Origin of the sequence: Hydrogenophaga sp. NH-16, assembly GCF_004006415.1 — a bacterium.
Classification (GTDB): Bacteria; Pseudomonadota; Gammaproteobacteria; order Burkholderiales; family Burkholderiaceae_C; genus Hydrogenophaga; species Hydrogenophaga pseudoflava.
In genome coordinates this window covers 2387012-2399150 of sequence record NZ_CP029344.1, presented here as the reverse complement: position 1 = coordinate 2399150, position 12139 = coordinate 2387012, and the positions used below count along the sequence as shown (strand labels likewise).

15 protein-coding genes and 1 pseudogene are annotated in these 12139 nt (G+C 68.9%); 5 read left to right on the top strand and 11 right to left on the bottom strand.

Translation table 11 applies throughout. The annotated features are described in order from the left end of the window. Positions 1 to 2: 2 nt before the first annotated feature. The 8 genes and pseudogenes from DD542_RS11605 to DD542_RS11570 all read right to left on the bottom strand — a co-directional run. Complete coding sequence (locus DD542_RS11605; protein ID WP_127805767.1) at positions 3 to 1286, bottom strand: ABC transporter substrate-binding protein; 1284 nt, start codon at positions 1284 to 1286, stop codon at positions 3 to 5. Positions 1287 to 1343: 57 nt separating this feature from the next. Further along, positions 1344 to 2729, bottom strand: a complete 1386-nt coding sequence (locus tag DD542_RS11600) for an amidase (RefSeq protein ID WP_127805766.1) — start codon at positions 2727 to 2729, stop codon at positions 1344 to 1346. Positions 2730 to 2772: 43 nt separating this feature from the next. Then, positions 2773 to 3000 carry a benzoate dihydrodiol dehydrogenase gene (locus tag DD542_RS11595; protein ID WP_127805765.1) on the bottom strand — a complete coding sequence of 76 codons (228 nt, stop codon included), beginning with the start codon at positions 2998 to 3000 and terminating at the stop codon, positions 2773 to 2775. Between the two features lie 63 nt (positions 3001 to 3063). Further along, positions 3064 to 3255 (bottom strand): 2-hydroxymuconate tautomerase, encoded by a 192-nt coding sequence (locus tag DD542_RS11590; RefSeq protein WP_008328882.1) that lies wholly within the window; start codon positions 3253 to 3255, stop codon positions 3064 to 3066. A gap of 17 nt (positions 3256 to 3272) precedes the next feature. Further along, a complete protein-coding gene (locus tag DD542_RS11585) occupies positions 3273 to 4250 on the bottom strand; it encodes a tripartite tricarboxylate transporter substrate binding protein (RefSeq protein WP_127805764.1) in 978 nt (325 codons plus the stop codon). Positions 4251 to 4262: 12 nt separating this feature from the next. After that, complete coding sequence (gene dmpG / locus DD542_RS11580) at positions 4263 to 5300, bottom strand: 4-hydroxy-2-oxovalerate aldolase (protein WP_127805763.1); 1038 nt, start codon at positions 5298 to 5300, stop codon at positions 4263 to 4265. Positions 5301 to 5403: 103 nt separating this feature from the next. Continuing rightward, positions 5404 to 6318: an acetaldehyde dehydrogenase (acetylating) gene (locus DD542_RS11575; protein ID WP_127805762.1), complete on the bottom strand. Its 915-nt coding sequence runs from the start codon at positions 6316 to 6318 to the stop codon at positions 5404 to 5406. Positions 6319 to 6350: 32 nt separating this feature from the next. Then, positions 6351 to 6455, bottom strand: a pseudogene (locus DD542_RS11570) (SDR family oxidoreductase); the annotation flags it as partial. 167 nt (positions 6456 to 6622) lie between these two features. On the opposite strand from DD542_RS11570, the gene DD542_RS11565 reads away from it, so the two are divergent. Genes DD542_RS11565 through DD542_RS11555 form a run of 3 tightly spaced genes read left to right on the top strand, consistent with a single transcriptional unit; the run spans position 6623 to position 8487 of the window. Then, positions 6623 to 6961, top strand: a complete 339-nt coding sequence (locus tag DD542_RS11565) for a helix-turn-helix domain-containing protein (protein ID WP_241559756.1) — start codon at positions 6623 to 6625, stop codon at positions 6959 to 6961. A gap of 10 nt (positions 6962 to 6971) precedes the next feature. After that, entirely contained in the window at positions 6972 to 7718 is a 747-nt protein-coding gene (locus tag DD542_RS11560; RefSeq protein WP_079366536.1) for a GntR family transcriptional regulator, read from the top strand. 46 nt (positions 7719 to 7764) lie between these two features. Next, positions 7765 to 8487 (top strand): hypothetical protein, encoded by a 723-nt coding sequence (locus DD542_RS11555; protein ID WP_127805760.1) that lies wholly within the window; start codon positions 7765 to 7767, stop codon positions 8485 to 8487. Positions 8488 to 8501: 14 nt separating this feature from the next. On the opposite strand, the gene DD542_RS11550 is transcribed toward DD542_RS11555, so the two are convergent. Genes DD542_RS11550 through DD542_RS11540 form a run of 3 tightly spaced genes read right to left on the bottom strand, consistent with a single transcriptional unit; the run spans position 8502 to position 10401 of the window. Further along, on the bottom strand, positions 8502 to 9122 hold the full coding sequence (locus DD542_RS11550) for a MarC family protein (RefSeq protein WP_127805759.1): 621 nt from the start codon (positions 9120 to 9122) through the stop codon (positions 8502 to 8504). A gap of 4 nt (positions 9123 to 9126) precedes the next feature. Beyond that, positions 9127 to 9630 (bottom strand): MaoC family dehydratase, encoded by a 504-nt coding sequence (locus DD542_RS11545; RefSeq protein WP_127805758.1) that lies wholly within the window; start codon positions 9628 to 9630, stop codon positions 9127 to 9129. A 12-nt stretch (positions 9631 to 9642) separates the two neighbouring features. After that, entirely contained in the window at positions 9643 to 10401 is a 759-nt protein-coding gene (locus tag DD542_RS11540) for an SDR family oxidoreductase (protein WP_127805757.1), read from the bottom strand. 121 nt (positions 10402 to 10522) lie between these two features. Here DD542_RS11540 and DD542_RS11535 point away from each other — a divergent pair, with 121 nt between their 5' ends. Together DD542_RS11535 and DD542_RS11530 are read left to right on the top strand one after the other, a co-directional pair. Then, on the top strand, positions 10523 to 11206 hold the full coding sequence (locus DD542_RS11535; protein ID WP_066160124.1) for a dienelactone hydrolase family protein: 684 nt from the start codon (positions 10523 to 10525) through the stop codon (positions 11204 to 11206). 64 nt (positions 11207 to 11270) lie between these two features. After that, entirely contained in the window at positions 11271 to 12131 is an 861-nt protein-coding gene (locus DD542_RS11530; protein WP_164868470.1) for an amidohydrolase family protein, read from the top strand. The last annotated feature ends 8 nt before the right edge of the window (positions 12132 to 12139 follow it).

Here is a 12139-nt window from a genome sequence, read left to right as displayed (position 1 = left end):
CGCTAGACCGCCTGAGGCACCTTCAGTTCCTCGGTCCTCGGGATGAACGGCGATCGCGTGTTGTCCACCACGTGCAGCACCCAGCGACCGTTCGGACCGCGCTGCCACTGTCCGCCGACGGCGGGGGTGATGCAGACGTTGCGGTTGGGGTGGCTGTTGCGCCAGTTGAGCGGGCCAACCACGGTGTTGACCTGCATGCGCGCGACAGCGTCTCGCACGGCGGCGCGGCCGAGGTTGCTGGCGGTGCGGAAGGTCTCTGCGACGACTTCCATCAGGGCATGTGAAAAGCCGAGGGTCTGCAGCCAGGGTTTGCCGGTGGCGACCTCGTAGGTCCGGGTGACTTCGGACGCCTTCTGTCCGGTGAGCTTCGAAGTGAAAGGCCAGGCGGGCGACCACCAGACTTCGTTGGTCAGGGCCAGGCCCTCACGGTGCACGGCGGCGACAGTGTCCGGAAAGGGAAAGGCCTTGGCGATGGAGGCCATGCGCGGCTTGTAGCCGACCTGTTGTGCAGCGCTGAAAAACGCCATTGCTGCGGGCGGCGGCAGCACGCCAGTGACCGCCTGGATGTTGGCGGCCTTGAGCTTTTGTGCCAGTGCCGCCCAGTTGGGGTTGCCCAGCGGCACGCGATCGGGCACCCAGAGCTCCAGGCCCCGGGTTTTCATCGGGCCGGGGAAGGCCTTGACGAACGCGTCGCCGTCGATGTCGTCGCCGAAGATGCCACCGATCTGTTGACCCACGTCGGCCTTGGCCAGCAGCGAGCTGTAGACGTCGGAGAAGTCTTCGAGGCCGCAGAAGAAGTGGAAAGTCCAGTCGAAGCCTTTGACCGGGTCGCCTTTGCGGCCGTAGAACCAGGCCTGCCACGGCGCAATGGCGGTGACGCACGGGACGCCCGCCGCTTCGCAGACGTCCGAGACCGGGTTGCATATCTCGGGTGTCGCGGTGGCAAGCACAAGGTGCACGCCCGAGGCGATCAGCTCCCGCGCCAGCGCCAGCGCCTGCGCCCTGGCGGACGATGAGGCCGCGTCGTGCAGTTCGACCTGCACCTTGCGCAGCTTGCCGTTCGGCCCGGGGATGCCTGCGTTCAGGCGCGGCGAGAGCAGGTCGACAGCGTACCGGTCGGTGACGCCGAACGCCGCGAGTGCGCCGGTCTGTGGCGAAATCCACGCGACGCGGACCGTGTCTTCATCGGCGGCCAGCGCGGTGCCGCTGGCGAGAGCGGCAGCGCCAGCACAGGCTTGCTGGAGCCAGTCGCGCCGGGTCAGCGTGGGTCGGGTGGGGATGGTCATGAAAGTGTCTCCTGTGGTTTCACCAAATGGCCCCCTGGCCCCTGGTGCCGGTTTTTCTCAAGGGACGACGGTGCCCAGTACGTCGAAGCCCTTGCCAATCAATGATTCGATGCTCAGCGCAATGCCGATCAACGGTCCTTCGGCCTTGGGCGGCCCCATCAGCTGCAGGCCCACCGGCATCCGGTTGGCGTCGAGGCCCACGGGCATCGTCAGCGCGCACCAGCCGAACAGGTTGCTGATGGCGGTGTTGCGCATGGCCTTCATGTTGGCCGGCGCGTAGGTCTCCACCGTGCCGATGTCGGCCAGCCGCGGCGGCGAGGCGGGCACGGTGGGCGTGAGCAGGACGTCGACGTCGTCGAACACCCGGGCCGCGCCCGCGCCGCAGCGCTGCAGCACGGCCTTGCGCCGCAGGTACTCGACCGACGACACCTGCTCGGCCCAGCGCACGCGGTCGCGCACCACCGGGTCCAGCCGCTCCACCTTGTGCGGGAAGTGCTGGTCGAGGTAGGCCGCGAGTTCGGACGCTGCGAGGCCGCCGCGGCGGAAGATGTCGAAGGCTTCCTCGCAGTGCGGCAGCGGGAACCGGACCACCTGCGCGCCGGCCTGGGCGAGGCGCCGAACGGCCGCTTCGACGGCGGCGGCGATGCTCGGGTCGATGTCGTCCCAGAAGTGGTTGGTCGGCACGCCGACGCGCAGTCCTTGCACGCGCACCGGGGCAGGCGCGGGCAGGCCCTGGCTCTCTGTGTCGAGGGCGGCGAACGCGTAGGCCAGGTCTTCCACCGTGCGGGTGAGCACGCCCGCGGTGTCGAGCGAGGACGACAGGGGCACGATGCCCTCGACCGGCCAGCGCCCCACGGTGGTCTTCAGGCCCACCTGTCCGGTCATGGATGCGGGCACGCGCACCGAACCGGCGGTGTCGGTGCCCAGCGCCAGCAGGGCGCTGCCCTGCACCAGCGAGACGCCCGCGCCCGCGCTGGACCCGCCTGGCACGCGGTGCTCGTGGGGCGACCAGGGGTTCCAGGGCGTGCCCCAGTGGGCGTTGACGCCAAGACCCCCGAACGCGAACTCGACCGTGTGCGTCTTGCCGACCACGATGCCCAGTTGCCGCTGCAGCCGCGCGACCAGCGGGCCGGCCGCCTGCCAGGCCTCGGACAGGGCTTCGTCGCTGCCCGCAAACACCGGCAGGCCGGGCACGCCGTACAGGTCCTTCACCGACACCGGCAGACCCATCAGCGGGCCCAGGTCGATGCCCTGGTCCAGCAGGCTGTCGACCGCCGCGGCGGCGCTGCGGGCGCGCGCGCCGTCCCAGGTCTTGTAGGCGTTGAGCCGGGGTTCCGTGCGCGCGTGGTGTTGCGCGCAAGTGTCGATCAGCGCCACCGCGGTCAGCTCGCGGCGGCGCAGGCGGGCGGCGTGTTCGGCCAGCGACAGGTGGGCAGCGTTCAAGGGCCTTCTCCTCGGGGTGTGGTGAACAGGGTGTGTCCCATTGTCACCACCCGGCTGCCAGGTCCGCGGCGATCTCTTCTGGTGTGCCCAGGCGGTTCATCGGCGTGTCGCGCAGCGACTGGGTGTAGATGGCTTTCATCCAGCCGGTCTCGGCCTCGCTCAGCGGCTGCGGGTTGCGCGGCACGATGCGCTGGCCGTTGTCGATGGCACCGGGCGAGACGCACCCAGATGGTGCCGCCCACGTTGTGCATCGACACGTCGACGCGGCCATGGGCCTGCAGGGCCGCCTGCACCACGCGCCCCTGGTAGCGCTGGGCGGCGATTCCGGTCCTGGTCAGCGGCCGAGGTCTTTGGCGCTGACGCCCGCGATGCCCCAGTTCTCCTTGGGCATTTCGTGGATCCAGACGCGGATGGTTTCCTTCTTCGCGTCGATGGCCTCGTGCAGCGCCTGGGTGACCTTCTCGATCACGGCCTTCTTCTGCTCGGGCGTGCGGCCTTCGAGGATGTAGATCTGTGCGAACGGCATGGTGGTGGTCTCCGGGGTCAGTTGGCTTTGATGTCCAGTTTGCGGATCAGGGAACCCCAGCGGTTGTTCTCGGCCTTGATGAAGGCGTCGAACTCCTGGGGCGTGGTGACGCGCAGGTTGCCGGAGATGTTGTCGAACGCGGCCTGGGCCTCGGCGGTCTTGGCGCCCTTGGCCCAGGCGTCGTGCAGCTTCTGCACGACGGCGGCCGGGGTGGCGGCGGGGGCGACCAGGCCGAACCAGGTCTCCACCGCGAAGCCGGGGTAGCCGGACTCGGCCACGGTCGGCACGTCCGGCAGGGCCTTGGCGCGCGTGGGCGAAGTGACGGCCAGCGCCTTGAGCTTGCCGCTGCGGATGTGCTGCAAGGTGGTGGCCAGCGAGCTTTCCATGCTCATGATCACCGTGCCCGAGAGCAGGTCCGGCACGATCTGGCTGGAGCCCTTGTAGGGGATGTTGGTGAGTTCGATGCCGGCCACCGACTGCAGCAGCTCGGCCGCCAGGTGGTTGCTGGTGCCGATGCCGGACGTGGCGTAGCCGAGCTTGCCCGGGTTGGCCTTGGCGTAGGCCACCAGACCCTTGAGGTCGGCGAACGGTGCGCTCGGGTGCACGACGATCACGCAGGGCGTGGTGCCCACCAGCGAGATCGGGGCGAAGTCCTTTTCCACCTGGAACGGCAGCTTGTCGTAGAGGTAGGGCGCGATGGCCAGGCTGCTGATGGCCGACAGCCCGATGGTGTAGCCGTCCGGCGCGGCCTTGGCCACCGCGTCGGTGCCGATGTTGCCGCCGGCGCCGGCCTTGTTCTCGACCACGAAGGACTGGCCCAGGGCGTCGCCCATGGCCTTGGCCGCGGTGCGGCCCATGATGTCGGTGGGGCCGCCCGGCGGGAAGGGCACGATGAGCTTGACGGGACGGGCGGGGTAGGCGTCCTGCGACCAACCAGCGGTGGGTGCCAGGGCCAGGCCGGCCCCCACGGAGGCGATGAAATCTCTGCGTTGCATAGGGTGTGTTCCTCAGGCTGCTTTTTTCTGTTGGCGGGCATCGCGCTCGCGGGCCATGGTCATGGCGGTGTCTTCGATCATGTCTTCCTGGCCGCCGACCATCTTCTTGCGGCCCAGTTCGACCAGGATGTCGCGCGCCGACAGGCCGTACTTGACGGCGGCGCGTTTGGCGAACAGCAGGAAGCTGCCGTACACGCCGGCGTAGCCCAGCGTGAGCGCGTCGCGGTCGATGCGGATCGGGAAGTCCATGATGGGAGTGACCAGGTCTTCGGCCACGTCCTGGATCTTCCAGACGTCCACACCGGTCTGCACGTCCATGCGGTCGAGCACGGCGACCAGCACTTCCATCGGCGTGTTGCCTGCGCCCGCGCCCAGGCCGGCGGCGGCGGCGTCGATGCGGGTGGCGCCACATTCAATGGCGGCGACCGAGTTGGCCACGCCCATGGCCAGGTTGTGGTGGCCGTGGAAGCCCAGCTCGGTCTCGGGCTTGAGCGCGTCGCGCACGGCCTGCAGGCGGGCCTTCACGTCGGCGGGCAGCATGTAGCCGGCCGAGTCGGTGATGTAGATGCAGTTGGCGCCGTAGCCCTCCATCAGCTTGGCCTGTTTCACCAGGCCTTCGGGGCTGTTCATGTGGGCCATCATCAGGAAGCCCACGGTGTCCATGTCGAGCTTTCGGGCGTAGGTGATGTGCTGCTCGCTCACGTCGGCTTCGGTGCAGTGCGTGGCCACGCGGATGGTGTGCACGCCCAGGCCGTGCGCCATCTTCAGGTGGTCGACGGTGCCGATGCCGGGCAGCAGCAGGGCCGAGACCTTGGCCTGCTTCATCAGCGGGATCACGGTGCCCAGGTACTCCTCGTCGGAATGGGCCGGGAAACCGTAGTTGACGCTGGAGCCGCCCAGGCCGTCGCCGTGCGTGACCTCAATGAGCGGCACACCGGCGGCGTCCAGGCCGCAGGCGATGCTCTTCATCTGGTCGAGCGTCATCAGGTGGCGCTTGGGGTGCATCCCGTCGCGCAGGGTCATGTCGTGCAGGGTGATTTTGGTGCTCATGTGAATCTCTTTCGGATGTCTTTTCGAGGGCTGCCGCAGAACCGGCTTTGCCGGGCTGCAGGCTGCGCCCCCTGCAAGGGGGTGACGCGAAGCGGCGCGGGGGTTAGGCCATGCTTGGTTCGAGCACGAGCTCGCCCTTCAGAATTTCTTCGGCAAACATCTCGGCGGTGCGCGCGGCGGCTGCCGTCATGATGTCCAGGTTGCCGGCGTACTTGGGCAGGTAGTCGCCCAGGCCCTCGACCTCCATGAAGACCGAGACGCGGTTGCCGTCGAAGACGGGGCCGTTGACCAGCTTGTAGCCCGGCACGTACTTCTGCACTTCCCGGATCATGTCGTGCACCGACTTCGTGATCGCGGCCTCGTCGGGCGTGCCTTCGACCAGGCAGTGCACCGTGTCGCGCATGATCAGCGGCGGCTCGGCCGGGTTGATCACGATGATGGCCTTGCCCTTCTTGGCGCCGCCCACCTTCTCGACCGCGCCGGCCGTGGTGCGGGTGAACTCGTCGATGTTCTTGCGCGTGCCGGGACCGACCGATTTGCTGGACACGGTGGCGACGATTTCGCCGTAGCTCACCGGCTGCACGCGGCTGACCGCGTAGACCATGGGGATGGTGGCTTGGCCGCCGCAGGTGACCATGTTCACATTCATCTCGCGCTGGCCGACGTGCTGCTTGAGGTTGACCGGCGGCACGCAGTAGGGGCCGATGGCGGCGGGCGTGAGGTCGATCATCATCGCGCCCTGTTCGTTGACCTTGCGCGAGTTCTCGGCGTGCACGTAGGCGCTGGTGGCGTCGAACACGATCTGCACGCCGTCGGCCTTCATGTGCGGAATCAGGCCGTCCACACCCTCGGCGGTGGTCTTGATGCCCATCTCCTTGGCGCGCTTGAGGCCGTCGGAGTTGGGATCGATGCCCACCATCCACACGGGTTCGAGCACGGGGCTGCGCTGCAGCTTGGCCAGCAGGTCGGTGCCGATGTTGCCGGGCCCGATGAGGGCGCACTTGATTTTTTTCGTCATGGGTTGACTCCTGGGGGAAGAAGAAAAAAGGTTCAGGTGAGCGTGCGCACCACGCCACCGTCGACCCGCAGCGCGGCGCCGGTGGTGGCGCTGGCCTGCGGGCTGCAGAGGTAGGCCACCATCGCGGCGACTTCGTCGGGGCGGATACCCGATCTGCATTCCGCCGCTGCGCGAACGCAGCAGCGACATCGAGCCGCTGGCGCAGCACCTGCTGGCGCGCTTCACCGCGCTGCACCAGAAGCGCCTGGGCGGCTTCAGCGACCGCGCGCTGCAGGCGCTGACGCGCCACAGCTGGCCCGGCAATGTGCGCGAACTGGAGAACCTGGTCGAGCGCGGCGTGATCCTCGCGGCGCAGGGCGGCGTGATCGAGGCCGAACACCTGTTCCCCAACCAGTCCGAGCCGGCACAGGACGGCATCGACCCGCAGGGCCGGCTGGCGCGCCGTGCACCCGAGGACGAGCTGCGCCTGTGCGCGCAGGTGCTCGATGCCGGCGTGCCGATCGAGACCCTGGAGGCGCAGGTGCTGGCCCTGGCGGTCGAGCGCAGCCGCGGCAACCTGGCCGGCGCCGCGCGCCTGCTGGGCCTGAGCCGCGCGCAGCTGGCCTACCGGCTCAAACGCCAGCATCAACAGGAAGCCGATTGAGGTCATCACCATGCTGCAAGACCTGCTTCAACCCGCGCACGCCGCCGGCCCCGCGCCGCGCAGCGACGAACCCGAGCCGCGCACCCTCACCGAACGCGCCTACCGCGCGCTGCGCCACGACATCGTGTGCGGCGATCTGCAGCCGGGCCAGCGCCTGCGCGTCGAGCACCTCAAGGACCACTATGGCGTGGGCGCCGGCACGCTGCGCGAGGCGCTGGCGCTGCTGGTGTCCGACGCGCTGGTCACGGTCGAAGGCCAGCGCGGCTACCGCGTCAGCGCCGTGTCGCTGGACGACCTGTGCGACCTCACCGACACGCGCGTGCGGCTGGAAACCGAGGCGCTGCGCCAGTCGATCCGGCTCGGCGACGCGGGCTGGGAGAACTCGGTGCGCGAGGCCTTTGCGCAGCTCAGCGTGGCCGAGGAGGGCGGCGCCGGCCGCGACCCGGACCAGTGGGAGCGCGCCAACCGCCACTTCCACGAAACCCTGATCGCGGGCCACAGCTCACCCTGGACGCGGCACCTGCTGGACATCCTCTACCGCCACGGCGAGCGCTACCGCCACATCGCCATCCGCATCGGCGCCACGCCGGGCTTCGACCGCGACGTGCACGCCGAGCACGAGGGCATCTTCCTCGCGGCGATGGCGCGCCAGGAGGCCCGCGCGGCGCTGGCGCTGGAAGCCCACATCCGCCTGACCTGCGACATCCTGACCCGCCAGGCCGACGCGGCGACAGGCGGCGGATTTAAGCTGTCTTAATACGGGTGGGGGTAGTATGGCTGTCCCCTTTCCACCCGTTCCGGTCATGAACATCCCACGCTTCCGAGTCCTGCCCTTGCTCGCCATTGCCGCAGGCGCCTGCGCCTGGTCCGCCTGGGCGGCCGACCCCGTCACCGATGCCTTGCAGAAGGCCTACGTGCCCTACCGTGCGGCCCTGTTCAAGACCAACGCCGGCCAGGCCGGCGAGTCGGCCGATGCGCTGAAGCAGGCGCAACAGGCCTGGTCCCAGGTCACCCAGCTCGTGAAGTCCCAGCCCACCGTCCCGTATGCCAACGATGCGCTCATGGCGCGCACCCTGAGCGGGGTCGAGGAGCACTACGCCAGGGCCGTGCAGCAGGTGGCCGCGGGGCAGTTGTCCCAGGCCCACGACACGCTCGAAGGTGTGCGCGACCTGCTCAGCGAACTGCGGCGCCAGAACCAGGTCATCGTCTACAGCGACCACATGAACGCCTACCACGCCCAGATGGAGCATCTGCTGGACGAGGGGCCGAAGTGGCTTCAGGCGGACGACGTCTTGCCGAAGCTGGCGGCGCAGGCGGGTGTGCTGACCTACCTGGCGGGCCTGCTCGCCAGCGAAGCCCCTGCGTCGGCGCAGTCATCGCCGGAGTTCAAGGAACTGCTGGGCGCGGTGACGCGGTCGGTGGAGGCGCTGAACGCGGCGGTGGCGGCGGGCGACAAGGCCTTGATCAAGCAGGCCGTCGGCCAGGTCAAGGCGCCCTACAGCAAGCTGTTCATCAAGTTCGGCTGAACCGGGGTCGCTGCTCAGGCGCCCAGCGCCGGGAACAGCTTGGTCAGCCCGGCGGCCATCACCTCCACCGCCAGCGCGGCCAGGATCAGCCCCATCAGCCGGGTCATCACGTTGATGCCGGTCTGGCCCAGGAAACGGGCGATGGGCTTGGCCGCGGCGAAACACACGGCGGTGGCCAGCGCGATCACCACGCCGTAGCCCACCAGTGCGGCGTGCTGAAGGAAGGTCTTGGCCTGGTCGGCGTAGATCACCACGGTGGACATGGTGGCCGGGCCGGTGAGCAGCGGGATGGTCAGCGGCACGACCGCGATGGAGGCCTTGGTGCCGGCGTCGTCCACCTCGCTCTTGGTGGCCTTGGCCTCGGCCGGCTGGGCGTTCAGCATCGACAGCGCTGAGGTCAGCAGCAGCATGCCGCCACCGACCTGGAAGCTCGCCAGCGAGATGCTGAAGAACTCCAGGATCTGCAGACCGATCACCGCGCAGGTCGCGATGACCGCGAACGCGCTGAACGAGGAAATCAGGATGGTGCGCTTGCGCTGCGCCGAACTGAATCCCTGCGTGTAGTGGATGAAGAAGGGCACGATGGCCAGCGGGTTGACGATGGCCAGCAGGGTGATCAGGGGCTTGAAATCCATCCCGCTATTGTGCGGGCGCGGCGGCGCGAGGGGGCGCTTTCAGCCGGAACATCCCGTAGCCCTCCATGTGCAGCACCTTGTCGCCGTGCTGGTTGAACATCTCCCAGATGGTGCGCACCAGGCCCACGTCGGGGCGCTTGCTCATCGGGCGTTTCTCGGTGATGGTGTGCTGCAGCCGCAGCACGTCGCCGGGGTAGACCGGCTTGGTCCACTTCAGGCTCTCCAGCCCGGGCGAGCCCAGGCTGGAGGTCTCGTGCAGGAAGTTGGTCACCATCAGCCGCATGGCCATGGCGCAGGTGTGCCAGCCGCTGGCGCTGAGCGCCCCGAACACCGAGGCCTTGCCGCCTTCTTCGCTCAGGTGAAAGGGCTGCGGGTCGAACTGGCTGGCGAAGGCGACGATCTCTTCCTTCGTCGGCGAAATGCTGCCCAGGTCGCGGGTCTGTCCGACCTCCAGGTCTTCCCACCAGATCTTGATGTGCGGGCTGTTCTCGGGCGTGGTCGCGGTCATGGGGTTCCTTGTTCAACGCCCGCCGGACACATCCAGCAGGCTCATGGTGGTGTAGCTGGCCGCCGGCGACAGCAGCCAGACGATGGCCTGTGCGACCTCGTCGGCAGTGCCGCCGCGCTGCATGGGCACCTGGTGCTTGAGGTCGTTGACGCGGGTGGGCAGGCCGCCCGAGGCGTGGATCTCGGTCTCGATCAACCCGGGCCGCACCGCGTTGACGCGGATGCCTTCGGCCGCCACCTCCTTGGCCAGGCCGATGGTGAAGGTGTCGATGGCGCCCTTGGCCGCGGCGTAGTCCACGTACTGCCCGGGCGAGCCGATGCGCGAGGCGGCGCTGGAGACGTTGACGATGGTACCGCCCTCGCCGCCGTGGCGCGTGCTCATGCGGCGCACCGCCTCGCGCGCGCAGAGGAAGCTGCCGTACACATTGATGTCGAACATGCGCTTCCAGCGCGCCGCGCTCATCTCGTCGACGCGGGCGGTCACGTCCACCACGCCGGCATTGTTCACCAGGCCGGTGAGCCGGCCCAGCTTGGCGTCGATCTTCCCGAACATGCGCAGCACCTGCGCCTCGTCGGCCACGTCGGCCTGCACGGTGATGGCGTTGCCGCCGTCGGCACGGATGGCGCGCACCACCTCGTCGGCGGCCAGCGAATTCGCGGTGTAGTTCACCGCCACCGCCCAGCCTTCGCGCGCGGCCAGCCGCGCCGTTGCCGCGCCGATGCCCCGGCCGCCGCCGGTCACCAGCAGCACCCCGTTGGCCCCTGCGTTCATCCTGCACCCTCCTGACGCTCTGTCACATTTGCGGTTACAACATGCACCTGTCGAAACTTAACGCAGGCGGCCCCGCGCAAGCGTCGCGCACCGGACCTGCCACTCATCGTTCGGAGACTTCATGGGCAGCTTTGTTCAACTCACTTCCGCCGACGGATTCCATTGTCCCGCCTACGTCGCGCAGCCCACCGGCCAGCCCAAGGGCGGGCTGGTCGTGCTGCAGGAAATTTTCGGCGTCAACAGCCACATCCAGGCCGTGGCCGACGGCTATGCGGCCGAAGGCTATTTCGTGGTGGCGCCCTCCACCTTCCACCGGGTCAAGGCTGGCGTGGATCTGGGTTACACCGAGGCCGACATGGGCGCGGGCATGGCCCTCAAGACCGCGGTCGAGGCCCTGCCCCCTCCGGGCGTGATGGCCGACATCCAGGCCGCGATCCGTCTGGCCGCACAGGGCGGCAAGGTCGGCATCGTGGGCTACTGCTGGGGCGGCCTGCTGACCTGGCGCTCGGCCTGCACGCTGCAGGGGCTGTCGGCGGCGGTGCCGTACTACGGCGGCGGCATGACCACACCGGACGAGATGGCGCGCAAAGAGCAGGTGCCGACGCTGGCGCACTTTGCCGAGCAGGACCGCTGGATTCCGCTGGACGGCGTGGAGGCGTTCCGCCAGGCGCACCCTGCGGTGACGGTGCACCTCTATCCGGCGCACCACGGTTTCAACTGCGACCAGCGGGGCGCCTGGGACGCTCCCTCGGCCGCACTCGCCCGTGAGCGTACGCTCGCCTTCTTTTCACAGCACCTGGGCTGAGTCCGGCATGCGCAATCTGCTGCGACGGGGCCTGTTGTGGCTGGCCTGTGGCGCGGCGCCTGTGATGGCGCAGACCCCGTACGCGGGGCCGCTGTTCGACGCCCATCTGCACTACAACGACGATGCCTGCGTGCAGGACGCACCCGACCCGGCCTGCCCGCACCCGCTGAACGATGTGCTGGCCCGCATGCAGCGCAACGGCGTGCGCGCGGTGCTGGCCAATTCGCGGCCCAATGCCGGCACCCTTGCCCTGGCCGGCGCGCGCGAGGCCACGCATGCCGCGGGCGTGACCGTGGTGCCCTTCGTGCGCCTGTACCGGGACCGGGCCGACTACAGCAGCTGGTTCCGGGACGAGAGCATCGTCGATCTGGTGAGCACCGAACTGGCACGGGGCACACCGGCCGGACCCTATCAGGGCCTGGGCGAGTTCCACCTCTACGACAGCGCAAATGCCAACGGGCCGGTGGCGAGGCGCCTGATGGCACTGGCCGAGGAGAAGCAGCTCGCGGTGCTTGCGCACGTCGATGACGTGGCGATCGACCTGCTGATGGCCGCCACACCCAGCCAGGGGCAGAAGCTGCGGCTGATCTGGGCGCACACGGGCATCGGTGGAGCTTCCGTCGAACGCGTCGATGCGCTCATGGCGCGCTACCCCCTGCTGATGGGCGAGCTGTCCTACCGGCCGGGCCTGACCTGCGGCGACGGGCAGCTGTGCCCCGAGTGGCACAGCCTGCTGCTGAAGTACCCCGAACGGTTTCTGATCGGATCGGACACCTGGGTCAACCAGCGCTGGCTCTATTACGACGAGCTGATGCAGTCTTACCGGCACTGGCTGGGCGGGCTGCCGGCCAGCGTGGCGCGGCGCATTGCCTGGGACAACGCCGCCACGCTGTTCGGCGTGGCGCACGGCAACGGCCGGCCCTGACGCGGTGG

What these genes read in the sequence shown, in the direction of transcription:
- DD542_RS11605 (WP_127805767.1), bottom strand. Translation starts at nt 1,286, where the DNA reads ATGACCATCCCCACCCGACCCACGCTGACCCGGCGCGACTGGCTCCAG.
- DD542_RS11595 (WP_127805765.1), bottom strand. Translation starts at nt 3,000, where the DNA reads ATGGCCGCGTCGACGTGTCGATGCACAACGTGGGCGGCACCATCTGGG.
- DD542_RS11590 (WP_008328882.1), bottom strand. Translation starts at nt 3,255, where the DNA reads ATGCCGTTCGCACAGATCTACATCCTCGAAGGCCGCACGCCCGAGCAG.
- DD542_RS11585 (WP_127805764.1), bottom strand. Translation starts at nt 4,250, where the DNA reads ATGCAACGCAGAGATTTCATCGCCTCCGTGGGGGCCGGCCTGGCCCTG.
- dmpG (WP_127805763.1), bottom strand. Translation starts at nt 5,300, where the DNA reads ATGAGCACCAAAATCACCCTGCACGACATGACCCTGCGCGACGGGATG.
- DD542_RS11575 (WP_127805762.1), bottom strand. Translation starts at nt 6,318, where the DNA reads ATGACGAAAAAAATCAAGTGCGCCCTCATCGGGCCCGGCAACATCGGC.
- DD542_RS11560 (WP_079366536.1), top strand. Translation starts at nt 6,972, where the DNA reads ATGCTGCAAGACCTGCTTCAACCCGCGCACGCCGCCGGCCCCGCGCCG.
- DD542_RS11555 (WP_127805760.1), top strand. Translation starts at nt 7,765, where the DNA reads ATGAACATCCCACGCTTCCGAGTCCTGCCCTTGCTCGCCATTGCCGCA.
- DD542_RS11550 (WP_127805759.1), bottom strand. Translation starts at nt 9,122, where the DNA reads ATGGATTTCAAGCCCCTGATCACCCTGCTGGCCATCGTCAACCCGCTG.
- DD542_RS11545 (WP_127805758.1), bottom strand. Translation starts at nt 9,630, where the DNA reads ATGACCGCGACCACGCCCGAGAACAGCCCGCACATCAAGATCTGGTGG.
- DD542_RS11540 (WP_127805757.1), bottom strand. Translation starts at nt 10,401, where the DNA reads ATGAACGCAGGGGCCAACGGGGTGCTGCTGGTGACCGGCGGCGGCCGG.
- DD542_RS11535 (WP_066160124.1), top strand. Translation starts at nt 10,523, where the DNA reads ATGGGCAGCTTTGTTCAACTCACTTCCGCCGACGGATTCCATTGTCCC.
- DD542_RS11530 (WP_164868470.1), top strand. Translation starts at nt 11,271, where the DNA reads ATGGCGCAGACCCCGTACGCGGGGCCGCTGTTCGACGCCCATCTGCAC.